The sequence below is a fragment of the Chlorogloeopsis sp. ULAP01 genome (assembly GCF_030381805.1).
Classification (GTDB): Bacteria; Cyanobacteriota; Cyanobacteriia; order Cyanobacteriales; family Nostocaceae; genus Chlorogloeopsis.
On the sequence record NZ_JAUDRH010000001.1, the window covers coordinates 366,123 to 383,157 of the forward strand.

The 17,035-nt window shown below is 38.6% G+C and carries 6 protein-coding genes; all 6 read left to right on the forward strand.

All coding sequences use genetic code 11. From position 1 onward, the window contains the following. The first annotated feature begins 152 nt into the window (after nucleotides 1–152). Nucleotides 153–593 carry a phosphopantetheine-binding protein gene (locus tag QUB80_RS01740; protein ID WP_289787766.1) on the forward strand — a complete coding sequence of 147 codons (441 nt, stop codon included), beginning with the start codon at nucleotides 153–155 and terminating at the stop codon, nucleotides 591–593. A gap of 2 nt (nucleotides 594–595) precedes the next feature. Further along, nucleotides 596–2,992: a condensation domain-containing protein gene (locus QUB80_RS01745; protein WP_289787767.1), complete on the forward strand. Its 2,397-nt coding sequence runs from the start codon at nucleotides 596–598 to the stop codon at nucleotides 2,990–2,992. A 198-nt stretch (nucleotides 2,993–3,190) separates the two neighbouring features. Further along, nucleotides 3,191–4,006, forward strand: a complete 816-nt coding sequence (locus QUB80_RS01750) for a class I SAM-dependent methyltransferase (protein ID WP_289787768.1) — start codon at nucleotides 3,191–3,193, stop codon at nucleotides 4,004–4,006. Between the two features lie 72 nt (nucleotides 4,007–4,078). Further along, nucleotides 4,079–7,318, forward strand: a complete 3,240-nt coding sequence (locus QUB80_RS01755; protein WP_289787769.1) for a non-ribosomal peptide synthetase — start codon at nucleotides 4,079–4,081, stop codon at nucleotides 7,316–7,318. A 254-nt stretch (nucleotides 7,319–7,572) separates the two neighbouring features. After that, nucleotides 7,573–8,397, forward strand: coding sequence for a phytanoyl-CoA dioxygenase family protein (locus QUB80_RS01760; protein WP_289787770.1), 825 nt, complete (start codon nucleotides 7,573–7,575; stop codon nucleotides 8,395–8,397). A 23-nt stretch (nucleotides 8,398–8,420) separates the two neighbouring features. After that, nucleotides 8,421–17,024, forward strand: a complete 8,604-nt coding sequence (locus tag QUB80_RS01765; protein WP_289787771.1) for a non-ribosomal peptide synthetase — start codon at nucleotides 8,421–8,423, stop codon at nucleotides 17,022–17,024. Nucleotides 17,025–17,035: the final 11 nt, after the last annotated feature.

Below are 17,035 nucleotides of genomic sequence, written 5' to 3' on the forward strand. Positions count from 1 at the left end.
ATAAACCCTAACTATATATATAGGACTAGATTGGATTTCTGAGAAAAATATAGTACACCCCAAAAAATTCTTTTTCCTACTCTCTATTGCCCACTCCCTACTCCCAGTCTGTAAAGATAATTTCAAAAATCAAACTAAATTACTATATTGATATGAACGAAGATATTTTAAATCAGATTAATCAACTTTCCCCAGAAAAACGCCAACTTCTGGAAATGTTAATACAAGAAGAAGCGACAAAATTACAAACCAATTATGTCGCACCCCGCACAGCAGTTGAGGGAACATTAGCTAATATCTGGGCTGATGTCTTAAAACTCCAGCAAGTTGGTATTTATGACAATTTCATTGAAGTGGGTGGTGACTCAATTCAAAGTATTAAAATTGCTGCCAGAGCAATGAAATTAGGTATTAAATTCACCATCAATCAAATTTTTGACCATCCCACAATTGCCGAACTAGCAACAGTAGCAGATACAAGTTCATTTAATACAAAACAACAGCCTTTAACTACTACAGAAACAGCAAAATTTTCCGAAGCGGAATTGAGCCAAACAGAACTGAGTCAAATTCTCAAAAAGCATCAAAATTAAATATGGAAGCTGAAAATATTGTAGATATTTACACCCTTTCACCTACTCAGCAAGGCATACTATTTCACGTACTGTCTGCGCCTGATTCTGGTGTATATCTTAGCCAAACAACTTGTATTTTACAAGGTAATCTAAATTTATTAGCCTTTGAACAGGCTTGGCAAGAAGTTGTCAACCGACATTCTGCTTTGCGGACAGGTTTTGTATGGGAAGGACTAGAAAAGCCAGTTCAAATTGTTTACCGTGAGGTAAAACTAGAAATTGCCAAATACGATTGGTGTGAACTTGATATTGCAAATCAACACGCACGTCTAAAAGATTATTGTCTAGCTGATAAAATGCGCGGCTTTGACTTAGCTAAACCGCCACTCATTCGGTTAACTATTATTAAAATTGCTGCCGAAAGTTATCAATTAGTTTGGACTAGTCATCACTTAGTATTAGATGGCTGGTCTGGTGTGATTCTGCAAAAAGAAGTGTTTGCTTTTTATGAAGCTTTTTGTCATGGTAAACAACTTGACATAGCAGCCAGTCCGCCTTTTCGAGACTATATTACATGGTTGAAGCAACAAGATATTGCTCAAACTGAAACTTTTTGGCGACAAACTTTACAAGGTTTTACGACACCAACACCTTTGTATAAAAATATTAGGAATCAGATAAATCAGCCAACATCTTATCAGCATCAAGCAATTTATTTATCTGCAAGTGATACAGCATCAATAAATACTTTTGCTCGAAAATACCATTTGACTGCGAGTAATTTAGTATTAGGAGCATGGGCATTACTGCTTAGTTATTATAGCGGTAATCAAGATGTGCTGATGGGAAAAGTCATGTCGGGTCGCCCAGTTAGTATGACTGGAGTTGAATCTACAGTGGGAATTTTTGTGAATACTTTACCCGCAAGAGTGCAGGTATCTCCAGAAGATTCATTATTAACTTGGCTGCAAAATATCCAAAGTCAACAGATTCAATTACATGAATATGAATATACCCCACTCGTACAAATTCAAAGTTGGAGTGATGTACCGCCAAGTGTAGCTTTATTTGATAGTCTTTTGATTTTTCAAAATACTTTTCTAGATGTTTTACAGGCAGAAATTAGCAGCCTTACAATTAGCAAAATTCATACAGAAGACTCGACTAATTATCCCCTGAGTATTAATGTAATTCCAGGTGTGGAGTTATGTTTAAAAGCTAGTTATGATGTTCGTTGCTTTCGTAAAAACAAAATTAATAGGATATTAGAAAATTTACGCTACCTGTTAGTAAATATGGTGAATGCACCAATTTTAAAATTAAATGAGTTAATAGATAAAATTCAGGATAATGAAAAAAATCAAAAGAATCAAGAACTGCAAGAACGTCAAACAAATAATTTCCAAAAATTAGCCACTATCAAACCACAGATTTTCAGATTATCTTTTGGCAGTTTGGTAAAAGTAAATTATTTGCTCTCAGATAAGACAATACCTCTAGTTATTCAACCAGTGGGAGACAATATAGATTTAGTTGCATGGAGTCAGAATAATTTAGATTTTATTGAACAAAAGCTTTTAAAGCATGGAGCAATTTTATTTAGGAATTTTGAAATTAGCTCAACATCGGTATTTGAAAAGTTCATGAGAGTGATTTCTCCAGAATTACTAGAATACCGAGAACGTTCAACGCCGCGAACAGATTTAGGTGGAAATATTTACACATCAACTGAATATCCTGCCCACGAACATATTGCTTTGCATAATGAGTTTTCCTATGCTTATACTTGGCCTCTAAAAATTTGTTTTTACTGTGCAGAAACAGCAGTATATGGCGGTGAAACTCCTATTGCAGATTGTCGGCAGTTTTTAGCAAAAATTAATCCGAGAATTAAAGATAAATTTATCGAAAAACAAGTGATGTATGTTCGTAATTATGGCAATGGTATAGACCTTTCTTGGCAAGAAGCATTTCAGACTAATGATAAATCTGTGGTTGAAGATTATTGTCGTCAAGCCCCGATGGAATTTGAATGGATAGATGAAAACCGCCTCAGAACTCGTCAGATACGTCCGAGTGTGGCAATACATCCAAAAACTCAAGAAATGGTGTGGTTTAATCAGGCACATTTATTCCATATTTCAAATTTAGATTTAGAGGTACGTGAAGCACTGTTAGAACTATTTAAGGAGTCAGATATTCCCCGCAATACTTATTATGGTGATGGTTCTCCGATAGAAAATTCAGTATTAGATGAAATTCGGGAAGTTTATCAGCAAGTATCTGTAAAGTTTCCTTGGCAGCAAGGAGATGTATTATTACTTGACAATATGTTAGTAGCGCATGGTCGCAATCCGTTTGTGGGTAAACGCAAAATTTTGGTGGCGATGGGAGAGGCTTTTACACAAGAACATTAGGATTTATAGAAATCTTAAATGAATTGTGAAAAATTTTTTAACTAACCGCAAAGAACGCAAAGTACACAAAGAAGAAGAAAGAAAAGGAAAAGAATTTTAAGAATGATTTAGGACTGTTATAACAAGAACGAACCACAGAGGCGCAGAGTCCACAGAGAAATAAGAGTTTGAGAGAAATTTTATGTGAGTTATAACTATATGAAAAAGCAAAATATAGCTGGCTTTAGTAAAGTTGATGATACTGCAAATCCCCAAGATTTTGTATCTTATTTAGATGCTATCAGTAGCTTAAATTCTATTCAGGCTTACAAACAACAAACATTTACGCGTTTAGAAATACAAGCAGGCGATCGCATTCTTGATGTAGGCTGTGGAATAGGTGATGATGTGCGATCGCTTGCTGTCAAAGTCGGAAATGCTGGCGAAGTAGTCGGAATTGATCGCAGTGAGACAATGGTGAAAGAAGCCCAAAGCCGATCCGCAAACTTGGGTTTACCTGTTGCATATTATGTAGGCGATGCGGAAAAGCTAGACTTTCCTGATCATACATTTGATGGTTGTCGTAGTGATCGCACTTTCCAACATTTGCTAAATCCCCGCCAAGCTTTAGCGGAAATAGTGCGCGTCACCCGTTCCGGTGGACGAGTTGTTGTTTCTGAACCTGATTGGGAAACTTTGGTCATTGATACAGGCGATCGCGCTTTAACTCGCAAGATATTAAACTTTCATTGTGATAGTTGCGTTAACGGCTGGATAGGACGACAATTACCTGCGCTTTTTCAAGAAGTTGGGTTACACAAAATCAATGTTAATACCTATACTTTAATTTTGACTGACTGCGCCTTAGCAGATAAACATTTGGGAGTAATCAATGCAGCGATGAAAGCCCAACAAGCAGGTTTGATCTCAATCGCAGAAGCCGCTAATTGGATTACTAATTTGGAAGCAGCAAGTCAAGCTGGTCGATTTTTTTGCGCCATTACAGGTTTTTTGGCTTTTGGATGTAAGCCTTAATAGTAATTATTAATTCGTAATTCGTAATTCGTAATTTTGGTGAATACTGGATTTTAACTATACAAAATTAATATGCTAAATATTATTGAAGGATTTGAACTTTCACCACAACAGAAACGCCTTTGGCTATTGCAGCAAAATAGCTCGGCTTACAGAATCGAAATTGCTATTTCCATAACAGGAAACCTTGATGTTGCAATTCTCAAAGCAGCTTGCGATAAATTGATTGATAAATATGAAATTCTTCGTACAAGGTTTCACAGAATACCCAACTTTAAATTTCCTATTCAATGTATATGCGATAGACCCCATATATGCTGGCAAGAAATTGATTTGACGAGTTTAGCTTCGGAACAGCAGCAGGATAGAATTACAGAATTATTTGAGGCAGAAAAAAACTATTATTTTAACTTGCAGTCTGAGACTGTGATGCGTTGCCATCTGCTATCTCTCTCGCCACAACAACATACATTAATTTTAACACTTCCTGCCCTTTGTGCTGATAGCAAAACCCTGAATAACTTAGTACAAGAAATTAGCAATTTTTACTCTCAAACTGCACATTATGATGTAAATGAATCACCTATACAATATGCCCAATTTTCGGCTTGGCAGAATGAAATTATAGCAGAAACAGATATAGGCAGAGAATATTGGCAAGAACATGAAATTGATAAGTTTCTTAGTTTAAAACTGCCTTTAGAAACTCAAGCTACTGTTAAATCAGAGTTTCAACCGCAATCTCTAGCTATCCAACTTTGTCCTGATCTAGTAGCGCAAATTAAAGCTTTTGTACAAGAATATAAAACTTCAATATCTGAATTTTTATTAACTTGTTTTGCGATTTTACTGTCTCGTCTTATCCAACAAGTAGATATTGCGATCGCAGTCCTTTTTGATGGTCGCTCCCATGAAACTTTGCAAGCAGCATTGGGTTTGTTTGCGAAATACTTACCAATTCATTTTCATTTAGAAAATGATTATAACTTTTACCAAGCTTTGCAAGCGATCGCCCAATCAACTACTGAAGTTCATGCTAGACAAGATTACTTTAGTTGGGAGCAAATATTTCCAGAATTAGAGAATATTGAGGAGCGTCCGTCATTATTTTGCTTTGAATTTGAACAGCTACAGCCAGATTATCCTAATAACGGAATTTTATTGACAATAGCTCAGAAATATATTTGCTTAGAACCATTTAAAATTAAACTTTCTTGTCTTGAGCAAGCAGATACGATTACTACAGAGTTTTACTATAACTCCACCTTATTTTCAGCAGATAGCATTGCAATATTAGCAGGTCAGTTTCAAACATTATTAACCAACATTATTCATCAATCAAATATAGCAATTAGTCAATTACCAATTTTAAGCCCCATTGAAAAACAACTACTCACAAACTGGAATAATACTCAAACAGAATATTCCCAATATAAGTGCATTCATCAGTTATTTGCAACCCAGGTAGAACAAACACCAGACAAAATTGCGGTAGTATTTCAAGACCAACAACTTACCTACAGAGAATTAAATTGTCAAGCGAATCAACTAGCGCATTATCTCCAAGCTTTGGGAGTAACAGCAGATGTACCTGTAGGTATTTACTTAGAACGTTCTTTAGACATGGTGGTAGGTTTATTAGCCATTCTCAAAGCTGGAGGTGCTTACGTACCATTAGATCCCACCTATCCACAAGAACGACTAGCGTTTATGTTAGCAGATACGCAAATATCTGTGCTACTGACACACAAAAAGTTAGTTGAGGGTATTACTCAAGATGCACTGCATATTATTTGCTTAGATAGAGATAGAGAACTTATCAAATCTCAAAATTCAGAAAATCTAGCTAATCAAGTAACAGCAGATAACCTAGCATATATAATTTACACTTCTGGCTCAACTGGTAAACCTAAAGGTATAAGTTTAGCTCATCGTCCTTTAATCAATCTTCTACAATGGCATAATTCAACTTTATTAACTGGAGTTCGTACCCTTCAATTTGCTTCGCTAAGTTTTGATGCTAGTTTTCATGAAATATTTGCCACTTGGCTCAGTGGTGGAACATTATTTATTGCATCTGAAGAATTAAGAGTTGATGTTATTAAGTTAGGCAAATATATTTCTGCACAGTCCATTGAAAAGGTAATCATCCCGGTTGTTGTCTTACAACAATTAGCTGAGTTTGTTGGTGAATTTGGTGTTGCTCCCTTGCATATTGAAATGTTCCAATACTTGCAAGAAGTTACAACCACAGGTGAGCAATTAAAAATTACTAAACCTATCATCAACTTCTTTAAAGCCTTAAAACATTGTTCTCTGCATAATCATTATGGCCCTTCAGAAACTCATGTAGTAACTGCCTTAAAATTAAGTCCAAATCCTGATAAATGGTCATATCATCCACCTATTGGTACTCCGATTGCGAACACGCAAATTCACATCCTAGATTCACACCTAAATCCAGTTCCCATTGGCGTTATTGGTGAACTTTATATTGGGGGAGTTTCTTTAGCACGAGGTTATTTGAACCGACCAGATTTGACCAATGAGAGATTTATTCCTGACCCATTTAGTAAAGAAACTGGTAGCCGTCTCTATAAAACTGGAGATTTAGCACGCTATTTATTAGATGGGAATATTGAATATCTAGGACGCATCGACCACCAAGTTAAAGTTAGAGGTTTTCGGATTGAATTGGGAGAGATTGAAGCTGTATTAAATCAGCATCCCGATGTAAATAAAGCAGTTCTTTTGGCTCAAGCAGATACCAAAAATCAGCAGCGTTTGATTGCTTATATTGTATCTAATCAAGCACTCCAGGAAGCCACAAGTAATTTTCATAACTTATTACAACAAAAGCTACCAGAGTACATGATTCCATCGGCTTTTATTTTCCTAAAATCACTACCTTTAACACCAAATGGAAAAATAGATCGTCAAGTATTACTGAATATCAATTTAGATGATTATCTCTTTAAGGCTAACTTTATAGCACCACGCACCGCGGCTGAGAAGGTGATTGCAAATATCTGGAAACAAACACTTAGTATTAATCAAATCGGTATCTATGATAATTTCTTTGCATTGGGTGGACACTCGCTGTTAGCTACTCAAGTTTTCTTTAAGCTGAATAAGATTTTTCAGGTAGAGTTATCGCTGTCTCAACTATTTGAAACACCTACGGTTGCAGGGTTATTAGAGGTGATTACACAGCAATTAGGTGGAGGTGATGTTGTGGAAAATATTGCTCAAATATTGATAGAAATTCAACAGTTTTCACCGGAGGAGGTGAGGAAGATGCTTGATAAGTAATTTTCTTTAAACGCAGAGGGGAGGCAGCGCGTTGCGGGGGTTCCCCCCGTTGTAGCGACTGCCGTCGCGCGAAGTACACGCAGAGTTACGCGGAGTTTTTGACTGAGGATTAATTTATTAGGGAAATGACTATAGCAGTTCTAAACCATTTATGAAATTCCCTTTCTTTTGCTTCCTCTCCTTCTTTGTGTCCTTTGCGTCCTTTGTGGTTCGTTAAAAAGAATACTGTTTCACAACTCAGATAGGATTGCTATATGATTTTGACACAAGCGCAGTTAAAGGAATACCAAGAGAAGGGTTTTATCTTATTACCAGATTATTTTTCTGCTTTAGAAGTGGAAAGAATGAAAACTGAACAGGCTCATCTCTTGGCGGGAAATGCTGATTACACAGTTTTAGAGAATGATAAAACAACTATTCGCTCTATTCACGGTTCTCATACTAATAGTCATGTTTTTCAAAATCTCTCACAAATTTCTCGTTTGGTTGAGCCTGCAATGCAAATTTTAAATAGTCAGGTTTATGTCTATCAATTCAAAATTAATATTAAGGCGGCGTTTAGTGGTGATGTTTGGCAATGGCATCAAGATTATATTTTTTGGCGGAAAGAAGATGGAATGCCAACTAATAGAGTGACGAATGTTGTGATTTTTCTGGATGATATGAATGAATTTAACGGGCCGCTATTTTTTATTCCTGGTTCGCATCAAGAGGGAATGATTGATGTTGTTTCCCAAAATACTACAGATACTAAAGAGCAGAATAAAACTCAATGGTCTGCAAATTTTTCTAATAATTTAACTTATTCTTTAAATTGTCATACTGTTGCTAATTTAGTTAATAAATATGGAATTTTAGCTATCAAAGCATTAGCTGGTTCTGCGTTATTTTTTGATAGTAATATTGTTCATGCTTCACCTAGTAATATCTCTCCCTTTTCTCGGAGTGTGGTGATTATTACTTATAACAGCGTTGACAATATCCCTGTCAGCATTCCGAATCAAAGGCCAGAGTTTATTGTTAGTCGAGATTATCAATCGATTACTCCTGTATCAGATAGTGTTTTAATTACAAAATAAAGTTTATAGATATTAATTTAATTATGAGTAATTTTTCTGAAAACCTCGGCGATATTTCACCAGAACAGTACGAACTTTTACAGCTTTTACTTAAGAAAAGAGGAATTAGTAAACCAGAACAGAGAACCATTCCGAAAAGAATAGAACAAAGCCATTGTCAGTTGTCTTTTGCCCAGCAGAGGCTGTGGTTTTTGAATCAGTTAAACCCTGATAGTTCTGTTTATAATATGCCTGCTGCTATAGGCGTTCAGGGAAGTTTGAATATTGCGGCATTGACACAAACATTTAATGAAATTGCGCGACGACATGAAATTTTACGCACTAGTTTTGTTACTGTCAATGGTAAACCAATTCAGATAATTAATCCAACTGTTAGCATACCCTTGTCTGTGGTAAATTTACAGGATTTACCTGATGCTAAACGTCAAACTGAAGTTACTCGATTAATAAAAGAAGAAGCAGAAAAGCCCTTTGACTTGACACAAACGCCACTGCTAAGAACAACTTTATTACAGTTAGATGTAACTGAATATGTACTATTATTGACCATTCATCACATCGTTGCTGATGGTTGGTCAATAGATGTCTTGATTCGGGAAGTAATGGTGTTGTATGAAGCATTTTGCGGTGATCAACCTTCTCCCCTAGCCGAATTACCTATTCAGTATGCAGATTTCGCGCTTTGGCAAAGTCAATACTTGCAAGGAGAAGTTCTCGCAAATCAATTAGCATTTTGGCGAGAAAAGCTAGGAAACCACCCACCTGTACTAGAACTACCTACTGACCGTCCTCGCCCAGCGATTCAGACGTTTCGGGGTGCTACGCAATCTTTTTCTTTATCTGCTGAGGTGACGGAAGCCTTCAAGACGCTGAGTCAAACAGAGGGAACTACTTTGTTTGTTACCCTGTTGGCGGCGTTCAAAACTTTGCTTTATCGCTATACAGGACAGGAAGACATACTGCTGGGTTCTCCTATTGCTAACCGCAACCGTGCTGAAACTGAAGGGTTAATTGGCTTTTTTGTCAATACTTTGGTGCTGCGTACTGATGTGTCGGGTAATCCCAGTTTTCGGGAACTAATTGCTAGGGTACATGAACAGGCATCAACAGCCTATGCACACCAAGATATTCCCTTTGAGCAGTTAGCCGCAGAACTACAGCCAGAGAGGGATTTAAGCAGAAATCCATTGATACAAGTGATGTTTGTGCTGGAAAATCGGTCTACGTCGCTTGGGGAATTGGGTGACTTAAAGTTAAGTCTGTTAGAGATTAATACTGCGATCGCCAAGTTTGATTTAACCTTGATACTATCGGAAACCTCACAAGGTCTAAATGGTTGCCTAGAGTACAGTACAGACCTATTTGATGCGGCGACAATTACGCAAATGGTCAGACATTTTCAAACTTTAGTCGGTGGTATTGCAGTTAACCCTGACCAGCATCTTACTAATCTACCTCTCTTAAGTGCGGCTGAACAACATCAACTTTTATATGAATGGAATCATCCAGAAATTAGCTATCCGCAGCACTATTGTATTCATCAACTATTTGAACAATCTGCACAACAGACACCAGAAGCGATCGCAGTTGTTTTTGAAGATCAACAGCTAACTTACCAAGCTCTCAATCAACAAGCAAACCAACTAGCACATTACCTGCGTTCCCTTGGTGTCAAACCAGGGGTGAAGGTGGGTATCTGTGTCGAGCGTTCCTTGTGGATGATAGTAGGTATTCTCGGTATCCTCAAAGCAGGCGCAGCTTATATACCCCTTGACCCCAGCTATCCCCAAGAACGCCTCGCTTTTATTATCCAAGATGCTCAATTAGAAGTCTTGCTCACTCAGCAGCAATTATTGGAAGTCTTACCGCCGCATCAGGTTCCGGTCGTTTCCCTAGATAGAGATTGGCAAATCATTGCTCATGAAAATCAAGCTAATCCCGTCTGTACTGCTACCGTGGATAACTTAGCTTATATTATTTACACCTCCGGTTCTACTGGTCAACCCAAAGGTGTATTAGTCCCTCATCAAAATGTCACGCGTCTATTTGAGGCTGTGCAACTCTGGTTTGAGTTTAATCAACGGGATGTGTGGACGCTATTTCATTCCATTGCTTTTGACTTCTCAGTCTGGGAACTTTGGGGGGCTTTGTTGCATGGTGGAAAGTTAGTCATAGTACCTTATTGGCTGAGTAGATCGCCAGAAGCTTTTTATCAATTGTTGTGTAAACAAAACGTAACGGTACTCAATCAAACTCCCTCAGCCTTCCGCCAACTAATACAAGCCGAAGAGTCTTTAAATCATCAATTAGCCTTGCGTTTGGTAATTTTCGGTGGAGAAGCTTTAGAAATCTCCAGCTTGCAACCCTGGTTTGAGCGACATGGCGATCAGTATCCGCAGTTGGTAAATATGTATGGCATTACAGAAACAACTGTCCATGTCACCTATCGTCCCATCACAATGGCAGACTTGCAAGTTAACCCAGGGAGTGTAATTGGTCGTCCTATCCCTGACTTGCAAGTATACATATTAGATCAATATCAGCAACTTGTACCTATTGGCGTTTCCGGTGAGATGTACATTGGTGGTGGAGGTTTAGCCACAGGTTATCTGAACCGCCCGGATTTAACCACCGAAAAATTTATACCTCATCCTTTTAACAATCAGCCAGATGTACGAATTTATAAGTCTGGTGATTTAGCTCGTTACTTACCCAATGGTGATATTGAATACTTGGGACGCATCGACCATCAGGTAAAGATTCGCGGCTTTCGCATTGAATTAGGGGAGATTGCAGGGATATTAACTCAACACCCAGCCGTCCAGGAAACGGCGGTACTGGCGAAGGAAACCTCATCTGGAGAGAAATATCTAGTCGCTTATGTGGTTTTCCGCCATCAGCAGACTGCTACAACTAGCCAACTGCGAAACTTCCTCAAAAAACAACTGCCTGATTATACGCTGCCATCAGTGTTTGTGGTTGTGGAAGCTTTACCTTTAACAGCCAATGGTAAGCTAGACCATCAAGCATTACCAGAACCAACCACCAGCAGACCAGAATTAGACACTGCTTTTGTCTCCCCCCGCACTCCTGCAGAAAGGATATTAGCCGAAATTTGGTCACAAGTGCTGGGTTTTGCAGAAATCGGCATTTATGATCACTTTTTTGCTTTGGGGGGGGATTCGATTCGCAGCATTCAAGTGCGTTCTCTGGCTCAAGAACGTGGATTGTATTTCTCCTTGCAACAGATGTTTCAACATCAGACAATTCACGAACTGATTGCAGATGTAGTTATAGAAGAAAATCCCCAGGCTACCACACAATCAATTGCAGCATTTAGCTTAATCAGTGAACAAGAGCGATCGCAGTTATCGGAAAATATAGAAGATGCCTATCCCTTAACTATGCTTCAGATGGGGATGCTCTTTCATAATGAGTATGATACTGATACACCTATTTATCATAATGTTGCGAGTTTACACATACAAGCTCCCTTTGCCCCGCAACATTTTCAGACAGCCGCACAGCAATTGATTCATCGCCATCCGGTCTTGCGGACTTCGTTTGATTTGAGTAACTTTAGTCAACCGTTACAGTTGGTGCATAAAAATGTGACTGTCGCTTTGCAAGTAGAAGATTTATCTCACCTCTCGATTGTTGAACAAGAAGAGATATTAAATGCTCAGTTAGAAGCCCAAAAACGCCATAAATTTGATTGGACATCTCCACCACTATTACGCTTTCATATTTATCGTCGCAGCAGCCAAACTTTTCAGTTTAACTTTAGCGAACATCATGCGATTCTTGATGGCTGGAGTGTCGCTACAATGCTGACGGAGTTATTTGAAAACTACTTTAGTTTGTTGCAAGGAGAAACACCCACTGTTAAATTAGCACCAGGGATAGCTTTTCGAGATTTTGTCGCTTTACAACAAACAGCCCTCCAGTCACAGGAATCTCAAGACTATTGGAATCAAAAGCTCAAGGGCTGCATCATGACTAGGATACCACGCGAGTATCAGCCTAAGTCTGCCACAACCTCGGCTATTATTGCATTCCCCGTTCCCATTATTGATGAAACCTCAAATGGATTGCAACAACTGGCGCAAATAGCTAAAGTTTCGCTCAAGAGTGTATTAGTCGCTGCACATATATATGTACTTAGTCTGTTGAGTGGTCAATCAGATGTGGTAACAATTATGGCATCTCATGGCCGCCCAGAAACAACTGATAGTGATTGGAGTTTAGGACTTTTTCTCACTCCCCTACCACTACGGATGAAACTTTCCGGTGGTACTTGGATAGACTTAGTACAACAAACTTTTGCAGTTGAGAAAGAGTTATTACCCCACAGATTGTATCCATTAGCTCAGATGCAAATCGATTTAGGGAATCAGCGTCTAGCAGAAACATCGGTAAACTTCACGCGCTTTCATGTCTACGAACGTCTGCAACAACTCAGTGGTTTACAGATAATAGACACCCAGGGTTTTGCAATGACAGATTTTGCCCTGTCTGCTGAATTTAGTTCTGATGTTTTCTCATCTCAACTACAATTATTTTTAATGTGTAATACCTCTGAGTTTTCTGAGCAACAAATAGAGAAAATAGGTGACAAATATGCTCAGACTTTGGCTGTGATGGCGAAAGAAGCAACAGCAAATTATCAATTAGCTGAAGTTGCTAATCAGACAGTTAATGAAGAGGAAAAACAACAATTATTAGCCATATCTACTGGGCAACAAATTAATTATCCCCAATACAATTACATTCATCAACTATTTGCCCAACAAGTAACTAGAGTACCAGACAATCTAGCTGTCGCCAGTGAACATCAACAATTAACTTATGTACAGCTTAATAGTAGTGCTAACCAATTAGCCAATTTTTTGCAAGATTTGGGCGTAGTTACTGAAACTTTGGTGGGAATTTGCGTAGAGCGTACCCCGCAAATGTTAGTCGGTATTTTAGGAATCCTCAAAGCTGGTGGAGCTTATGTCCCGCTCGATCCGAGTTATCCACAACAGCGATTAAATTTCATGTTGCAAGATGCTAAAATAGCAGTATTATTAACGCAAAAACATTTACTGCCGAAATTCTCCCACCACAATATAAAAATCATCTGCATAGATACCGATTGGGAGGCAATTGCACAACACAGTGATGCTCATCCTGAATGTGAAATCACATCAGATAACTTAGCATATATCATCTATACTTCTGGCTCTACAGGCATTCCCAAAGGTGTAGAAATAATTCACAAGAATTTAATTCACTCCACTATAGCGAGGATGAATTATTATCCAGAATATGATGTGAATTTTCTCTTGCTGTCCTCCTTTGCTTTTGATAGTTCAGTCGCGGGAATATTTTGGACTTTATGTTGTGGAGGAACTCTTTATCTTCCCCAAGTCGGTGAAGAAAAAGAAATGCGAAAGTTGGTTAAATTAATATCTCAATATCAAATTTCTCATTTGCTTTCTCTTCCTTCTCTATATGCCCTGATATTAGAACAAGCCGAAATTGCACAACTAACTTCACTACATACAGTAATTGTAGCGGGAGAGCCTTGCCCGAAAAAATTAGTTCAATCTCACTTTGAATTGCTGAAAACCGCATCTTTATATAATGAATATGGCCCGACAGAGGCAACAGTTTGGAGTAGCGTCTACAATTGCTCTTGGCCCGAAACAGGAATTAGTATACCTATTGGTCGTCCTATTCCTAATACACAAATTTATATCCTTAATTCTGATGGGAAACTTGTTCCTGTGGGTGTGACTGGTGAACTGTACATTGGTGGTGACGGAATCGCTAGAGGTTATCTCGGTAAACCTCAGCTAACAGCAGAGAAATTTATCCCCAATTTCTTTAGCGATGAACCAGGCGCACGTTTGTACAAAACAGGAGATTTAGCTCGTTATCGTCCTGATGGTAACATTGAATTTTTAGGTCGGAGTGATCGCCAAGTCAAAATTCGTGGTTTTCGTATCGAACTTGGTGAGATTGAGGCGGTACTAGAAGAACACCCAGCGATTCGGGAAGTGGCGGTAGTTTCTAGGCAGGTACAAGGCGACCCTCGTTTAGTCGCATATATAGTACCATCATCCCAACACCTTGACTTTCAAGAAACAATTTTAGAACAGCAGCATATTGCCAACTATCAAACAGTTTATGACGAAATTTACAGTCAAAATCACAGCTTTTCTCAGCTAGACTCTACAATTAGCCTCAGATCATGGATTAGCAGTGATACTAATCAGCCGCTACCGGAAGCAGAGATAATTGAATATGCAGACAGCACAGCACAACGTATCCTCTCAGTTGTGCAACCTAAAAGGGTATTAGAGATTGGCTGTGGTACTGGTGTGATTTTGTTGCGGATAGCTCCTCACTGCACGCATTATTGTGGTACAGATATCTCAGATGTAGCTTTGCGTTACACTCAGCAGCAATTGGCAATCCATCAACCAGATATTCTTGCTAAAGTTTCATTTTTGCATAGAGCAGCGCACAACTTTCAAGACATAGCAACCGAACAGTTTGACACCATTATTTTAAATGAAGTTGTGCAGAATTTTCCTACCATTGAATATTTTATCGATGTTTTACAAAGTGCTGTCAAGGTTGTCCAGCCAGGAGGATATATTTTTCTGGGTGGTGTACGCAGTTTGCCACTTTTAGAAGCTTTTCACACCTGGGTGCAGTTAGATCGAGTTCCGCCTGCATGGAGTACAGCACAACTTTACCAACGGGTGCAAGAACAATTATCTGCTGAGAAGGAATTAATTATCAATCCAGGCTTCTTCATCGAGCTACAAAAATATCTGCCAGAAATTAGTTATGTACAGATTTCGCCTAAACGTGGTAAATATCACAATGAGCTGACAAAATTTCATTACGATGTGATTCTTCATATCAAAGCAGAAGTAAATTTAACTGCGGATAGTTTGTGGTTAAATTGGCATGAGGAAAAACTCACGTTAACTGCTGTACGTCAGTTATTAAAGTCTAGCGCACCAGCAACACTAGGGCTACGAAGTATACCCAATGCTCGTGTAGAAACAGCGGCAAAAGCAGTAGAATTACTGAGACAAGATTCAGGAATACAAACTATTGGTGAACTCAAACAAGCCTTGCAGTCAAATTTTTCACCATTAGGTGTTGATCCTGAAGAATTTTGGACTTTGAGCCAAGATTTACCGTATACAGTAGATATCAGTTGGGCTAACGCTGCTATTGATGGTAGTTACGATGTACTGTTTTGCCGATACTCAGATAATTCTACAAATCTTGTTCCTGGATTTGGTGCGATCGCCACTAATCCTCAACAGTCATTAGATGCCTATGCTAACAAACCCTTGCACAGCCAGAGCAAATTAACTTCAGAATGGATTCTAGAAATAACCAGCTATCTACGAGAAAAATTGCCTGAGTACATGATTCCTGTGAATTTTGTCACTCTAGAAGCACTACCACTGACACCTAATGGCAAGGTAGATTATCAAGCATTACCCGCCCCTCAGCAAATACGTTCTCGTTTTACAGAAACTTTGATTTTTCCCCGTGATAGTTTAGAACTTCAACTCGCCCAAATTTGGGAAGACATTTTAGATATTCACCCCGTTGGTGTGACGGAGAACTTCTTTGACTTGGGAGGTCATTCGCTGGCGGCTGTGCGTTTGATGGCACAGATTCGGACTAAATTAAATCAAGATCTGCCTTTATCTATCCTCTTTCAAGGAATCACAATTGAAAAATTAGCGAGTATTTTACGCCAGCAGTCTGATGTAAACACTCACAATCCTTTAATACCTCTTCAACCTCACGGTTCCAAAAGACCTTTCTTTTGTTTGCATCCAGCTGGTGGTAATGTGCTTTGCTACTACGAATTAGCCCGTCATCTGCAACCAGACCGACCAATTTACGGACTGCAAGCATTGGGTTTAGATGGAGAACAACAGCCTTACAACCGCATTGAAGATATAGCTGCTTACTATATTCAATTTATACATACTATCCAACCAACAGGCCCTTATCTTTTGGGAGGTTGGTCTATGGGTGGTGCGATCGCTTTTGAAATAGCACAGCAGTTACATCAGCAGGGCGATCGAGTTGATTTACTAGCTTTGTTCGATAGCCTAGCACCAATTCCTCAAAACAAGCCGACAAATATTAGTGAGTATAACGATGCCAAAATGCTATTCCAACTGGCTCATGATATGGCTAGTTTAACTGGTAGAAATTTGGCCATTTCTGAGCAACAACTTCAGCAATTAAAGCCAGATGAGCAATTGCAATATTTCTTAGAACAAGCAAAGATAGCTAATCTTTTCCCTCCAGATGTTGGACAGCAGCAACTTAGTAATCTTCTGCAAGTTTTCCAGAATAACATCCAAGCCATATTAAATTATGTGCCGCAAGTTTATCCGCAGCGCATAGTTCTTTTTAGAGCCAGTGAAAATAACTTTAATCAAGAACCACAAAACCAAACCTTGGGTTGGGATGAACTTTCCCTAGAATCAGTAGAGGTTGTAAATGTACCAGGGACACACTACACAATACTTACCAAACCTCACGTTCAAACTCTCCTAGAACAGTTGAGACATTATCTCGATCGAGATTAATCCAGGAGAAT